Genomic DNA, 15,467 nt, shown 5'->3' with positions numbered 1-15,467 from the left:
ACAAACTTTTGATTTACGGAATCCATTTTTTATCAAAATTAGGTTTACGTTTCTCTAAAAACGCATCACGACCTTCCTTAGCTTCTTCTGTCATATAAGCTAGTCTTGTGGCTTCACCAGCAAACACTTGCTGACCAACCATTCCGTCATCTGTTAAATTCATAGCAAATTTCAACATCTTTATTGAAGTTGGTGATTTTGCCAATATCTCTTGAGCCCATTCATAGGCTGTATCTTCCAACTCATCGTGTGGAATCACTGCATTTACCATCCCCATATCGCAAGCCTCTTGTGCAGAGTAGTTTCTTCCTAAGAAAAATATTTCGCGTGCCTTTTTTTGTCCAACCATTTTTGCCAAATAAGCAGAACCATATCCACCATCAAAACTAGTGACATCTGCATCAGTTTGTTTAAAAATAGCGTGCTCCCTACTAGCCAAAGTTAAGTCGCAAACCACATGAAGACTATGACCTCCTCCTACTGCCCATCCTGGTACGACTGCAATAACGGCTTTTGGCATAAAACGAATTAAGCGTTGCACCTCTAGGATATTTAAGCGATGATAGCCATCATCTCCAACATATCCTTGATGTCCTCTAGCTTTTTGATCTCCTCCTGAACAAAAACTCCAAATGCCATCTTTGGTAGACGGTCCTTCAGCTGATAACAAAATTACTCCAATATTTACGTCTTCATTTGCGTCATAAAATGCATCATATAATTCACTCGTAGTTTTTGGACGAAACGCATTTCTAACATTTGGACGATTGAATGCTATTCGTGCTACACCATTACTTTTTTTGTATGTAATATCTTGATATTCTTTAGCAATAATCCAGTTCGCTTTACTCATTATTTATTATTTTAGTCAAAAATAAATCATTTTATAGAAACGAATCCTATTACCATGAAAAATAATAGTCTACTTATCATTTTACTTTTTACTAGTTTTTTTAGTTTTTCTCAAGAGTATAAATTTGAAACAACCATTGACTTAGAAGCAACAGATGTTATTAGTCAAGGTAATACAGGAACTTGTTGGAGTTTTTCAGCATCTTCATTTCTGGAAAGTGAAGTGATGCGATTAACAGGCAAGCAAATTGACTTATCTGAGATGTACTCTGTTAGGCATACCTATTCGCAAAAGGCTTGGAATTATGTTATGCGTCAAGGAAAAACACAATTTAGTCAAGGTGGTTTAGCTCATGATGTAATCAATAGTATTTCTGAGCATGGTATTGTACCAAATGACGCCTACTCTGGATTAATTGAAGATAAGAAAGGTCATAATCATTCTAAAATGGTAGATTCTTTAAAAACTATTCTAAAGACCTATTTAGCTGATACCAAAACCTATCCTACTAATTGGAGAAAAGACATAGAAAACACACTAGATCACTATTTAGGTGATGATGTTACTTCATTCACTTATGATGGTAAAACCTATACACCACAGTCGTTTTTAGAAATGACAACTATTAATCCTGAAGACTATGTTACAATTACATCTTTCACACACCAGCCTTACTATTCAAATTTTATTTTAAACATCCCAGATAATTTTTCTAATGGTGATTTTTATAATGTAACGTTAGATGAACTCGTTACTGCTGCTAACCATGCATTACAAAATGGATTTAGTATCGAATTAGATTGTGATGTAAGTGAAAAGACATTTTCAGCTAAACATGGCCTAGCCATTGTACCTGCTAATGATGATACTAGTGCTTTACTAAAAGTAAGTCCAGAAAAGGATATTACTGCAACATATAGACAACAAGAGTTTGAAAACTTTAATACTACAGACGATCATTTGATGCATATTACTGGAATGCTAAAAGATCAAAATGGAACGCCATATTATAAAGTAAAAAATTCATGGGGAAAAAATGGCTTAGGAAATGATGGCTATATCTACATGAGTGAAGCGTACTTTAAATTGAAAACCATATCTATAATGGTACATAAAGATGCGTTGCCAAGTAGTCTAAGAACTAAATTACTTATTAAATAAGTATCCAAATCAATTTTTACTAAAAAATTATAGTTTTTGGACATCCAAAACTTGAAACTAATACGTATATCCCATTCGTTATCAGTTTTATGTGACTTTTTCGAGGTAGTTGTGTCTTATTATAGGCATCAATATAAAATGTCAAAAAATTAGTCACAAATAAACATATTTAGGGATATGAACATTATAAATTCAAATGTTGCCTCACAAGTTGTGAAGCAAACTAAGTCTGAAGTAGGAACACTCCATTTTTTTAATCATATAGCTGTTGTTGAATTCAATGAAGGCACACATATAGATTTGAGTACAGCAAAAAAAACAATCAATGATGTATTTGAATTTTTTGGTAACGAGAAGCCTTTTGGCTTTGTTGCAAATAGAGTGAATTCGTATTCTATATCATTGATGGATGTTCCCGAAGTTAAGTCTATTTTCCCAAACTTAGTAGCGTATGGTGTTGTAAGTCATAATCACGCTGGACGCATGAATGCTGAAATTGAAAACAATTTTTGTTCTACCTATGATATCGTATTCGACAATCTATATGAAGGATTAAATACTGTTTATGGAAGAGTTCTTGAGCAAATTAACTTATTATCACTCAACTAATCTAATTCCGTCAGATTCTATAGTAATCAAACGTTGTTTGTAAAGAGTACCTATGGCTTTTTTAAAGGTTTTTTTACTCATTTGCAACTCGCGCTTGATCTCATCTGGATTAGATTTATCGTTAAGAGGTAAAAATCCATCACGACTATCTTCAAGTTGTTGCATCACGATATCGGCATTAGGTTCTATCTTACGATATCCAATTTTACCAAGAACAATATCAAGTTTATTATCATGTCGTACTTTTTTCACATAACCTTTTAAACGGTCACCTACACTGATATCTTTAAAAATATCTTCAGAAAAAATCAAGCCCAAATGTTGATTATTAACAATCACATTCATACCAAGTTCAGAAGGGTGAGATACAATTAAATCAACTTCATCAAACTGTTGAACTGTCAAATCTTTATTATCTAAGAAACGGTTAGTTTTACTTGAAGCCACCAATCTATCTGTTTCTTCATCGAGATAACAATACACCAAATACCAACCTCCTGCTTTCATTTTAAAGGCTTGTTCTTTAAATGGGCAAAACAATTCTTTTACCATTCCCCAATCTAAAAACGCACCATGAGATGTGACCTGATTACAACGTAATAAAGCAAAATCATCACGAATGATATAAGGTTCATCGGTTACAGCAACTGGGCGTTCTTCATTGTCCAAGTATACAAACACTTCGATTTCCTCCCAAATTTGAAAGGATTCGGGTACATAACGATTAGGTAGCAATACTTCATTACCTTCTTTATCTGCTAAATATAGTCCTTGATCAGTTTCTCGAATGATGTCAAGTGTATTATAGTCTCCAATTATTATCATGCGTCAAAGATACAGATATTAGTATGGAGAACTAAAAAAAGCGTTACAATTCTAATAGAATAATAACGCTTTAATATGTTTTAAAAATCTAAGACTAGTAAGCCGATTCTTTTTTAAAGTGTTTTGTCAACATGTAGTATACAACAGCTCTGTATTTGTTTCTGTTAGACTTTCCGTATGTATCCATAACAGAAGCAATACCTTTATCCAAATCTGCGCTGTCTTTTAATCCTAATTTCTTAATTAAGAAGTTGTTTTTCACAGTAGCTAATTCAGATTCATCAGATCCTGAAACTGTTGCAGCATCAGCATTATAAATTGATGGTCCGCAACCAATCGTTACTTTAGTTAGCAAATCCATATCTGCATTCATACCACATTTATCTTTCAAATCTGCAGCATACTTTGCAATTAATTCGTCTCTTTTACTCATCTTAGTTGTATTTTTTAGGTTAATAAATTATTGGTCTATAAATATAGCCAATTATTAGACACATAAAAAGAGCTTACGTCACATTTACCTTACATATTTGAAATAATCTAATAAAATAGAATCGTTTTCTGTTCTTGGTGTAAATATTTCTAAAAGTCGCGGCGTATTAGATTTTTCATAAAACGTCTTTAGGTTTTCTCTTAATTCAATTTCATCACTAGCCGTAGTATAATCTATGTGGTACATTTCACACAATTGTTTTGCGGTAAGATCATGTGTAGTCTCAAAGAAATAATCAAAATTCTCAGTGTCTTTATGTCCTGGAAGGATTCTAAAAATACCACCTCCTTGATTATTGATAAGGATAATTCTAAAATTATTCGGAATATAATTATTCCACAATGCATTACTGTCATAAAAGAAACTCAAATCACCAGTAATAAATGTCGTTTGCTTTTGGCTAACTGCCGCACAGCCAACTGCTGTAGATGTGCTACCGTCTATTCCACTAGTTCCTCTATTACAATAAACTTCAACTGACGGATTTAAATTAAATAATTGTGCATAACGAACTGTCGAACTATTACCTAATTGCAAGATCGTTTTATTTGGTAACGATTTCAATACCAAGCTAAATACTGTAAAATCACTAAAGCCAATATGCTTAATATACTCTAGATGTTTTTTACTTCGGTGTAGTTTAACTGTCTTCCAAATATCAAAATAATTGCTTTTGATCACAGGCTTAATCTTTGGTAAAAAAGCTGAAAAGAAATCATTAGGTTTCGCAACTATATGCTTATCTAGGCAAAAAAATGTATCGTTTGCTTTTTTTACATCAATATGCCAATGGTGTTTGGGTTGATACTGTCTCAAAAAAGCTTTTATCTTCTTAGACACCACAAGACCACCTAAAGTGATTAATATATCTGGTTGCAACGCTTTAAAATTGGCATTTTCTAAAGGTGCAATTATTTTGTCTATACTTGGGAAAAATTTTGTGTGATGAAGATTAGAAGTCGTTTCAGTAAATACAATAACACTATTATCATCTGCTAATTTGTTTAACCACTGTTGCTCAATTTGGTTTGGTGGCAACACACCTACTAAAATCATTTTTTTTGTAGACACATCCCAGTCATCAATACAATTCTTTAATTCAGTTTGGTCTATTGTAGGACGCGTAAAACTAATATCATTGGCCTTAGGTTGTATTGTTAATTCATCTACCGTTTCATATAATGGTTCATCAAAAGGCACATTAATATGCACAGGTCCGTTTTTAAACCGAGTGAGATTAAGTGCTTTATTCAGTTCAGTTTCATTGAAAGATTGGATATCTTGTTGTAATCCCAAAAAGCGTTCGAGTTTATTCTCTATACTTTTAAAAATTGGTAGCTCTTCTTTTGTAGCAAATCCATTTTCGGCTTTTAAGTCCAACTTTAAATTTGCCGAATATAAGATATGATTTTCATAAACATTCTTTTGATTTATGGTTTGACCATCGCCAATTCCTATTAAATGCTTAGGTCGATCTGCAGACAGCACAACTAAAGGAATATCACTATAAAATGCTTCAGAAATTGCCGGATAATAATTGAGCAAGGCACTTCCTGAAGTACAAATGACTACTACAGGTTCATGAAGTTGTTGAGCGATTCCTAACGCAAAAAAAGCTGCGCATCGCTCATCAACAATGCTATAACAATTGAAAAAACTATCATTTGTAAAACCAATCGTTAATGGCGCATTTCTACTCCCAGGGGAAATTACAATATGTCTAATATTTTTGAGTTTACACAACTGTACTACAGTTTGTGCAAGCGGAATTTTAGGGTACTTCATCTAATTACAAAGTTATTTAAATTAGGTGTCAAAAAAAACAAGATTCGAAACAATTAATTTACTAACTTTCACCTCGTTATAATCAAATCAATAAACATGAAAATTAATTCCCTCGTTTTTCTTCTTAGTTCATTTTTTATACTGAATACAAGTACTGCTCAACAAAATGATAACCTATGGTTGCGTCACACTTCTATTTCTCCTAACGGAAGTCAAATTGCATTTACATATAATGCCGATATATATGTGGTCTCTGTCAATGGAGGGAAAGCTACGCGCTTAACAACCAATAGTGCTTATGACACTAAGCCTGTTTGGTCTCATGACGGACAGCAGATTGCATTTGCTTCAAACAGACATGGTAATTTTGATGTGTTTGTGATGTCATCTACTGGAACAAACGTGAAACGATTGACCTTCCACTCTGCCGATGATATGCCAACAGACTTCTCTCAAAAAAATGATGCCGTTTGGTTTAATAGCATAAGATTAGATGATCAAAACTCATTATTGTTTCACAGATTAGGTGAATTATACAGTGTAGCTTTAGATGCCACTACACCCAAGCAACTTTCCAGTTTTCCAGCTTATGAGGCTAAAAACAATAGTAAAGGTGATTTTATTTTTGAAGAGATAAAAGGTTATGAAGATGAATGGCGTAAGCATCATACATCTTCGGTAACTAGAGATATTTGGATCAAAACTAAATCTGGTCAATACACGAAATTATCTAATTATAAAGGTGAGAATCGAAATCCTGTGTTTGGTTCAGGAGATACATTTTACTATCTATCAGAAAAGTCAGGAACGTTTAACGTCTATAAATCTAGTTTTTCTAATCCAGAACAAACCACGCAAATATCAGATTTCAAAATGCATCCTGTAAGACATCTTTCGATTGCAAACAATGATGTTTTGGCCTATAGTTTCAATGGGACAATTTATACACAGAATCCAGGTGAGTCACCAAAAAAAGTTGCGGTTAATATTGGTGGAGACCAATCTTTAATGGACAATGAACTCCTTTTTGTAAACGGAAATGTAACAGACATGGTACCTTCTCCAAATGGAAAGGAACTAATTTTTATTCATAGAGGAGATGTTTTCGTAACATCAACAGATGGTAGTTTAACTAGACGTCTCACAGAAACTCCAGAGCAAGAGCGTAGTATTGATATTAGTCCTGATGGTAGAACTATTGTTTATGCTGGAGAGCGCAATAATAGTTGGAACCTTTATACACAGACTATCACAAATGATGACGAAAAATACTTTTTAAATGCAATAGAACTTAAGGAAGATGTGCTATTGGCAGATAAGACTGAAAGTTTTCAGCCAAAGTTTTCTCCTACTGGTGAAGATATTGCCTACTTAGAAGAACGTACAAAATTGAGAACCATTAACCTAAAAAGTAAAAAAGTAACTGTTATTCACAATGGTGAAAAGCATTTCTCTTATGCCGATGGTGACCAAGAATATGAATGGAGCCCTGATGGGAAATGGCTAGCCATTACATTTTATCCAAATCAGTATTGGTTTGGGGAAATAGGCATTTTAAAAGCAGACGGAACTGGAGACCTCATCAATGTGTCAAAAAGTGGTTTTAGCGATTTCACGCCTAAGTGGTCTTTAGATGGTTCTATTTTATATTGGGCTTCTGACAGAAACGGAATGCATAGTGTAGCAAAAACCGGTCCCTCTCAATTAGATGTATATGGTGTGTTTTTAACACAAAAAGCATATGATAAATTTAAACTAAATAAAGATGAGTTTTCATTTTTAGTAGACGATAAAAAGGAGGAGGATAAAAAAGAAGACGATAAAGATTCTAAAAAAGACAAAAAAGAAGAGGCTAAGGATAAAAAACCAAAATTAAAACCAATAGTCATAGAGTTTGACAACCTTCATAAACGTAAAGCAAAGTTATCCTTATTTTCTACACGCTTGTCTGATATGTTAATCACAAAAGACTCAAAATCTCTACTATACTTGGGGCGCGTTGACAATCAAGCCGATCTATGGAAGCTTGATCTGCGAACAAGAGAAATTAAATCTTTAGGGAAGTTTGGACGTGGTGGTTCTATGGTATTTGGAAAAGATGCTAAAGAAGTATTTATTTTAAGTCGTGGACGAATTGCCAAAGTAAATGTAGGTTCTGGTAAGCGTAAATCGGTTGCTATAAATGATGAGATGTCTTTCAATTTATCAGCAGAGCGTTTGTATTTAATGGATCATGTGTCTCGTCAAGTAAAGAAAAAATTCTTAGACCCTAATTTACATGGAGCGCCTTGGGATGCCTTATCTAAAAACTATAAAAAGTTTGTACCTCATCTTAATAATGATTACGATTTTAAAGATATTTTGGGAGAATTATTAGGAGAACTTAATGCTTCACATACGGGAGCTCGTTTTAGATCTCCAAATAGCAAAGGTGATCAAACAGCATCTTTAGGGGTTTTTATCGATAAAAGTTATAAAGGTGACGGACTTAAAATTTCAGAAGTTATAGAAGGAAGTCCTTTGGTAAATAGTGATAAGAAAGTTAAGACTGGAGTTATTATTGAAGCCATTAATGGTGATCCTATTACCAAAAACATTAATCATTACAGCTTATTAAATCGAAAGGCTGGTGATGCTATCACTATTTCTTATTATAACCCATCAACAAAAGATCGATGGAAAGAGCGCATAAAACCAATAACTATTGGTGCAGAAAATGAATTACGCTATCAACGTTGGATCAAGAAAAATCGTGAAATGGTTCATAAACTATCTAACAATCAAATAGGTTATATGCATATTCGCAGTATGAGTGATGGAAGTTTTAGAGAGTTTTTAGAAGAGGTTATGGGAGATGAAGTGAATAAAAAAGCACTAGTGGTAGATACACGTTTTAATGGTGGTGGTGATTTGGTAGATGATGTCACAACGTTTTTAAGTGGTAAGAAATATATGGAGTTTCAAAATGGAGGAAAGATTGTTGGTATCGAATCTCAACGACGTTGGACAAAACCAAGTATCATGCTTATGGGAGAGTCTAACTATTCGGATGCGCATTGTACACCAGCTGGTTATAAAGATTTAAAAATCGGAAAATTAGTAGGGATGCCTGTGCCTGGAACATGTAGTTTTGTTTGGTGGGAACGCATTCAAAATGGAATTGTATTTGGAATACCTAATATGCAGGTGTTGGATATTGAAGGTGATGTTCTAGAGAATAAAGAACTTATGCCAGATATACAAATTAAAAACGGTTTTGATAATATTACTAACGGAAAAGATGAACAAATAGAAGCTGCAGTTATAGAGTTATTGAAATCGATTGATTAATTATGACTATTAAACTAATTTAGTAAGAATGCCCAAAACTCAATATCGCGTATATGTTGTAGAGTTATCTAAACGTGTCTTTACCGAAAACACCAAGTTTCGAGCAGCTAATCCGCAATTTAATGGTGTACTACAATGTTTGTATGTTGGTATGACTAGCAAAACACCTAAAGAACGTTTTATGCAGCACAAAACTGGTTATAGAAATAAGAAGGGTTATAAGCTTTCTTCTAATATTGTAGAAAAATACGGTAACTATTTAAGACCCAGTTTATACAATCATATTGAACCTATGGCTACGCGTGCAGAGGCTTTAAAAATGGAAGAGACCTTAGCGTTAGAGTTAAGGAGACAGAAATATGCCGTATGGTATAACTAGTCTAAAACAGATGCCATTGTCTGTGTTTTTTTAACGGTTTCCTCCCACTCTTCTTGAGCATTAGAATCTTTAGTTATACCACCTCCAACATAAACAAGTGCTTGCTGGTCTTTAATTTGCATACAGCGTAAATTTACAAATAACTGACTCGTAGTTTTGATAGTTGTATATGCATTGTTCTCTACATTACGCCTATTTGTGTTCCTAGGTTTTGACTTTTTTATATTTAATTCTCCTAAAAAACCAGTGTAGAATTCGCGATTATAATGTTCATTCCTTAGAATAAAATCTTTTGCTTTGGCTTTAGGCAAACCACAAACGGCAGGTGTTGGATGTAATGAAAATATCACCTCTTTCAAGTTAGACGGTTTTAGAACACCAGAGATTTGAGATTTTAAATGTAATAACCTACCAGCTTTTATGGTCTTGGGATCAGACACATATAATTGTTCAACATGAGGTTCTAATTCTTTTACTATATAGTTAGTAACCAGTTGCTGTTCGTCTTTGTTTTTTTTATTCCAAGCTACATCAACAGTGTCTTTATAAGATTGTGTTCCTGCTAAAGACATGGTATTAAAACGTCGTCCTTCAGTGCTTAAAAGCGTTTCTGGTGTTGCTCCTAACCACAGACCTACTTTTGGATGGTACCATAAATATACAAATGCTTCGCGATACATTTTGAGCAACTTTTGAAATAGTTCTATAGGACTTTCTTCTGAAACAGGAATAACTTTAACTCGGGATAACACGATTTTTTGTAACACATCAGTTAGAATGGTATCAATTCCTTTTTGTACTAATTCTATATGCCGATTATCATGAGTTTCATTCAAATAATCTTTTGAATTATGATGTTCAGTTTTTGAATCTATAATAATATCTAAAGTCATTAACTTCGATAATTCCGAAGGAAAAATAATTGTAGCATCCTGAGAATCAAAAGGTGAAAACACAAATCCGCTCTCATTAAAATTACCAACAACATGCAAAGTAGAGTCCTCTTGAAATATTGCACTTAAACTCGCACTATTGGGTTTTCGATACACAACAAAAGGCAATTGAGATTTAAAATGCGAGTCAATATGCGAGAAGAACTTGCTTGGTTCCATTTCCTATTTATTTTTAGGAAGGGAAATAGTAGATAATCTACAGATAGAAACCAAGTTATCATGGTCATCTGTGATTCTAATATCTAATAATTGTGTTGTTCTACCTTTGTGTAAAAAAGTAGCTTTGGCATACACATGCCCTTCAGAAACACTCTTTAAATGATTGGCCGTAATTTCTAATCCGCGTACAAACATATTCTCAATATCCATAAACATATGTGATGCAAAACTACCTACACTTTCTGCTAAAGCTGCAGTTGCGCCTCCATGCAACACTCCATCTGGTTGATAAACCTTTGAATTTACAGGCATTCTGGCAACTAGGAAATTTTCGCCATAATCTACCATTTCAATATTTAAGGTTTCCATTAAGGTGTTTTTACAAACCGAATTTGCATGAGCTAACACGTCTTCTTTAGATAATTGCATAGAAATACTGTATTTTTAAAGTCGAATATATTCAACAACAAAAATACGAAATGAATTCTACAGAAAAGGAAATTTCTTATACCATTACCAATAGTTATTCTACGTTAAATGAATTAACATCATCAACAAAAAACATATGGTTTGTATGCCATGGAATGGGTTATTTAAGTCGTTATTTCTTGAAACATTTCAAAGTACTAAATGCTAATGAAAACTATATCATAGCACCACAAGCGCAAAGTAAATATTATATGCCTCCAAAATTTAAACATGTTGGTGCTAGTTGGTTGACTCGAGAAAACACTATAGCGGAAACAAAAAATGTTATGACATATTTTGATTCTATTTTTGAGAATGAACACATTCCGGAGGAAAAAAATTTAATCATATTAGGCTATTCACAAGGTGTTAGCGTAGCTATGCGATATTTAGCAAAACGACAATTGCAATGTTCGCAATTGATATTACATTCTGGCGGAATTCCAATAGAATTAGTTCCTACAGATTTCGATTATTTCACAGGAAAAACAAAACTCATCTATGGTACTAATGATGAATTCCTTAATGAGGAACGCATTCAACAAGAACGATCTAAAGCCGAAAAATTATTTGGCAGCAACTTAGATATCATACCTTTTGAAGGTATTCATGAAGTGAACTCAGAACTTATTTCTAGTCTTGTATAAGATCAAAAAGCAGCCATAGAATGGCCGCTTTTCTCAATTAATAATTAATTATTTGCTATTAAATCAATTATACCTTATTTCTTGTTTGAAGAAATGATTTTCTTTATCACACTACCTTTATTGGTTGTAAGCTTCACAAATAGAATTTGATCATTGATATCTGAAAGATCAAGTGTTGTGATGCTTTCGGTATTTTTATGATACCCTTTAACTACAACATTTCTTAGTAGTACTCCACGAATATCCATAACTTGGATAGATATATCTGTTTCAAAATCAAACTCACATGCAATATTTACTTCCTTAGTATAAGGCATTGGATATGCTTTAAAGTCGACCGTGAAATCATTTTGCTCTCTCTTCTTAATCTCTTCCTCTTCTCCAAATGTTTGGCATATCTCTATATCGGCATGAGCAATGAAATAGAAATTACTTAAACAATCTTTAATCTGTATATCATCTACAGAAAATACTATTGTTGCTGTATTTCCATCACTAGAACCACCAGAATACGGATATTCTTCGACATCGATAGTAGAAGCACACAGTCTGTTACTATTACCATTACCACTCAATCTGCTTGGATCGCTCTTACATGGATATGGATTACATCCAGCATATACATTTACATCTCCTAACTGATAGTTTAGACTTGTTCCATTATCGTCTATTTCATAGGTAACTATAATATTGTCTCCATCACGCTCTAATGTAACAGATCCTACAAGAATTCCTGGAGAGTTTTCATCAGTTGGATCACAATCATCTTCAGAACCAGCATATAAATCAAATTCATAGGTATAATAATTGCCAAACTCGTCAGTAGATTCTAAATCCAATTCGCCATTTGTCCAGCCCCAATTTGCATTGTAGAGCATATTAGAATCAAAGAAACACCATTCTAAATCTCCACTCGGATTAGGTGAGTGTGCATAGGCTATTTCATCCTCACAGCAATCAAATACTTCAATTTTAATCAGCATATTATAATCACAGCTACTAGATGTACTGTAACCAAAAAATATTGGGTGAATACCTGGTCCTAATTCGGCAGGATTAAAACTGTAAGTGCCATCACCATCATCACTTACTCCTTCTCCAGAATAATGCCCATAAGATGGAAACCCTCCACTTAAAGGAACTAAGCCATCTTCAACACATACTGGATCCAATGATAAATGCTTTATTTCCATTGTTGAAGTGTCATTAATAACTAAGGTGGCTGTATACTTGCAACCATTCTCTTCAACGACTTCTATAACCACTGGAGAGTCTAAAGCTGAATATGTAATACCATTAAAATCCCAAGTATATGTTTCTCCTTTGCAAATGAGTACTTCTTCATAAATATCATCTGGAACTGGGTATTCGTTAATGATTAATGTTGCAGTGTACGGACATCCATTTTCATCATCTAAATATAGTACTACTGGTGAATCCTCAGCATAATAAATAGTATTATCAATTGCCCAAGTGTAACCATCTTCTTCACAAACAAAAACTTCTTCTTTAATATTCTTGGTTTTAGCATATTCATAAACTTTTACAATAGCTGAAGATCCTGGACATGCTTGGGAACCTTCAAATGTATATGTATACTCCCCATTTACTGGACCAGTCCAAATACCACCTACATCAGGATTACCTCCTAATGCCTCAAATAATTCTTCAAATGTAGGCACTTCGCCAGCACATACGGTCAAAATACCATTCTCTCCAGCATACGATCCATTTCCTTGATTAATAATTAAGGTTGCTGTGTATGGACAACCATTAGAATCAAACAGGTCAAGGACAATAGGAGAATCTGCTGCTGTATAGGTTTCTCCGTCTACTGACCATATATATGTTTCATCTCCACAAACACTTACCTCGTCTTCAATATTTTCTGTTATTGGATGTTCTGTGATAATCAAGGTTGCGTTATAAGTACATCCATTAGCATCTACACGCTCAATCTCTACTGGTGAATCACCTACAGTATACATCTCTCCATCCACTAACCATGTATATGAATCTCCCGAACAAACCATTACTGAATCTTCTATATCTTCAGTAACTTCAAATTCAATTACAGTTACCGTTGCTGATACTTCTGGACACGAACCTGATGCTTCGAACATATACTTATACACACCGTCAATTGGACCACTCCATATACCGCCTTCGTTAGGTGTACCTCCTAAAGCATCAAATAACTCAACAAATGTAGGAACAACTCCAGCGCAAACCTCAAGAACTCCATCTTCGCCTGCGTTTTGTGCAATTTCTTCTTCTATGATCAATGTAGCTGTATAAGGACAACCATTAACATCAAATAGATTTAGTATAACAGGTGAATCTGCAGCTGTATAGGTTTCACCATTTACCGACCATAAATACGAATCTTCTTTACATATAGTCACGTTATCTTCAATATCATCTGTGGCCTCAAAAGCCGTTACAGTTAATACCGTTATATACGGACAACCATTAGTATCTATCTTGGCAATATCATGTGATCCGACAGCATATTCAATACCTTCATAATTAAACGTCTCGCCTTCACAAACTTCTCCTGAAGCTGCGTCATCTGGTGTGACTGGATAAGCTGTTACTGTTAATACCGTTTTATATGGACAACCATTAGTATCTGTTCTTGGAATATCATGTGATCCTACGGCATACTCAATACCTTCGTAGTTGAACGTTTCACCTTCACACACTTCTCCTGAAGCTGCGTCGTCTGGTGTTACTGGATAAGCCGTTACTGTTAATACTGTTTTGTACGGACATCCATTAGCATCTGTTCTTGGAATATCATGTGATCCGACAGCATACTCAATACCTTCGTAATTGAACGTCTCGCCTTCACACACTTCTCCTGAGGCTGCGTCGTCTAGTGTTACTGGATAAGCTGTTACTGTTAATACCGTTTTATATGGACAACCATTAGCATCTGTTCTTGGAATATCATGTGATCCGACAGCATACTCAATACCTTCATAATTAAACGTTTCACCTTCACAAACCTCTCCTGAAGCTGCATCATCTGGTGTCACAGGATAAGTATTTACAGTTATCGTTGCTGAAACTTCAGGACATGAACCTGATGCTGCAAATGTATAAGTGTAAACATCATCTACTGGCCCGCTCCATTGACCTCCTAAATCTGGTGTACCTTCAAGAGCATCAAACAATTCATCATCTGTTGGTATCACACCTTCACAAACCCTTAGACTTCCATCCTCTCCTGCATCTGGTGCATCATCCTCTGTGATCGTTAAAGTTGCTGAATATGGACAGCCATTCACATCTATCAAATCTAATTCTACTGGTGAGTCGGACACAGTATATGTTTGTCCGTCTACCGCCCACAAATAAGAATCACCCTCACAGATTGTAACAACATCTACTATATCTGGCGTCACAGGATAAGCTGTTACTGTTAATACCGTTTTATACGGACAACCATTAGCATCTATCTTGGCAATATCATGTGACCCTACGGCATACTCAATACCTTCATAATTAAACGTCTCTCCTTCACACACTTCTCCTGAAGCTGCATCATCTGGTGTCACAGGATAAGCCGTTACTGTTAATACCGTTATATACGGACAACCATTAGCATCTGTCTGAGCAATATCATAAGAGCCTACACCATATTCAATACCTTCGTAGTTGAACGTTTCACCTTCACACACTTCTCCTGAAGCTACATCGTTTGGTGTCACAGGATAAGCTGTTACCGTTAATACCGTTTTGTACGGACAACCATTAGTATCTGTTCTTGGAATATCATGTGATCCGACAGCATACTCAA

Annotated in this window: 12 protein-coding genes; 5 read left to right on the top strand and 7 right to left on the bottom strand. The window is 34.5% G+C overall.

The window, feature by feature from the left end:
* Window positions 1-13: 13 nt before the first annotated feature.
* Window positions 14-853, bottom strand: coding sequence for a 1,4-dihydroxy-2-naphthoyl-CoA synthase (locus Q0783_RS13665; protein WP_298896021.1), 840 nt, complete (start codon window positions 851-853; stop codon window positions 14-16).
* Between the two features lie 54 nt (window positions 854-907).
* On the opposite strand from Q0783_RS13665, the gene Q0783_RS13660 reads away from it, so the two are divergent.
* Together Q0783_RS13660 and Q0783_RS13655 are read left to right on the top strand one after the other, a co-directional pair.
* Window positions 908-2,014 (top strand): C1 family peptidase, encoded by a 1,107-nt coding sequence (locus Q0783_RS13660; protein WP_298896019.1) that lies wholly within the window; start codon window positions 908-910, stop codon window positions 2,012-2,014.
* Between the two features lie 177 nt (window positions 2,015-2,191).
* A complete protein-coding gene (locus Q0783_RS13655) occupies window positions 2,192-2,623 on the top strand; it encodes a hypothetical protein (RefSeq protein ID WP_298896017.1) in 432 nt (143 codons plus the stop codon).
* Here the strand turns inward: Q0783_RS13655 and Q0783_RS13650 are convergent.
* The 3 genes from Q0783_RS13650 to menD all read right to left on the bottom strand — a co-directional run bounded on the left by Q0783_RS13650 (window position 2,612) and on the right by menD (window position 5,726).
* On the bottom strand, window positions 2,612-3,448 hold the full coding sequence (locus Q0783_RS13650; protein WP_298896015.1) for a S1-like domain-containing RNA-binding protein: 837 nt from the start codon (window positions 3,446-3,448) through the stop codon (window positions 2,612-2,614). The two genes, Q0783_RS13655 and Q0783_RS13650, sit on opposite strands and share 12 nt — an antisense overlap.
* 94 nt (window positions 3,449-3,542) lie before the next feature.
* Window positions 3,543-3,881, bottom strand: coding sequence for a DUF2853 family protein (locus Q0783_RS13645; protein ID WP_298757216.1), 339 nt, complete (start codon window positions 3,879-3,881; stop codon window positions 3,543-3,545).
* An 84-nt stretch (window positions 3,882-3,965) separates the two neighbouring features.
* Window positions 3,966-5,726: a 2-succinyl-5-enolpyruvyl-6-hydroxy-3-cyclohexene-1-carboxylic-acid synthase gene (menD, locus tag Q0783_RS13640; protein WP_298896013.1), complete on the bottom strand. Its 1,761-nt coding sequence runs from the start codon at window positions 5,724-5,726 to the stop codon at window positions 3,966-3,968.
* Window positions 5,727-5,822: 96 nt separating this feature from the next.
* Between menD and Q0783_RS13635 the strand changes: the two genes are divergently transcribed.
* A complete protein-coding gene (locus Q0783_RS13635; RefSeq protein WP_298896011.1) occupies window positions 5,823-9,056 on the top strand; it encodes a S41 family peptidase in 3,234 nt (1,077 codons plus the stop codon).
* A gap of 28 nt (window positions 9,057-9,084) precedes the next feature.
* On the top strand, window positions 9,085-9,435 hold the full coding sequence (locus tag Q0783_RS13630; RefSeq protein WP_298896010.1) for a ribose-5-phosphate isomerase: 351 nt from the start codon (window positions 9,085-9,087) through the stop codon (window positions 9,433-9,435).
* On the opposite strand, the gene Q0783_RS13625 is transcribed toward Q0783_RS13630, so the two are convergent.
* Window positions 9,432-10,547 (bottom strand): chorismate-binding protein, encoded by a 1,116-nt coding sequence (locus tag Q0783_RS13625; protein ID WP_298896008.1) that lies wholly within the window; start codon window positions 10,545-10,547, stop codon window positions 9,432-9,434. The genes Q0783_RS13630 and Q0783_RS13625 overlap by 4 nt on opposite strands.
* Before the next feature lie 3 nt (window positions 10,548-10,550).
* A complete protein-coding gene (locus Q0783_RS13620; RefSeq protein WP_298896006.1) occupies window positions 10,551-10,976 on the bottom strand; it encodes a PaaI family thioesterase in 426 nt (141 codons plus the stop codon).
* 50 nt (window positions 10,977-11,026) lie between these two features.
* Here Q0783_RS13620 and Q0783_RS13615 point away from each other — a divergent pair, with 50 nt between their 5' ends.
* A complete protein-coding gene (locus tag Q0783_RS13615; protein ID WP_298896004.1) occupies window positions 11,027-11,662 on the top strand; it encodes an esterase in 636 nt (211 codons plus the stop codon).
* Between the two features lie 74 nt (window positions 11,663-11,736).
* Here Q0783_RS13615 and Q0783_RS13610 read toward each other — a convergent pair.
* A partial coding sequence (locus Q0783_RS13610; RefSeq protein WP_298896002.1) for a T9SS type A sorting domain-containing protein occupies window positions 11,737-15,467 on the bottom strand: 3,731 nt, incomplete at its 5' end.

The sequence above is a fragment of the uncultured Psychroserpens sp. genome (assembly GCF_947500255.1).
In the GTDB taxonomy this organism is placed as follows: Bacteria; Bacteroidota; Bacteroidia; order Flavobacteriales; family Flavobacteriaceae; genus Psychroserpens.
The sequence above is the reverse complement of the archived record's forward strand: the minus strand, read 5'-3'. Positions and strand labels throughout refer to the sequence as shown.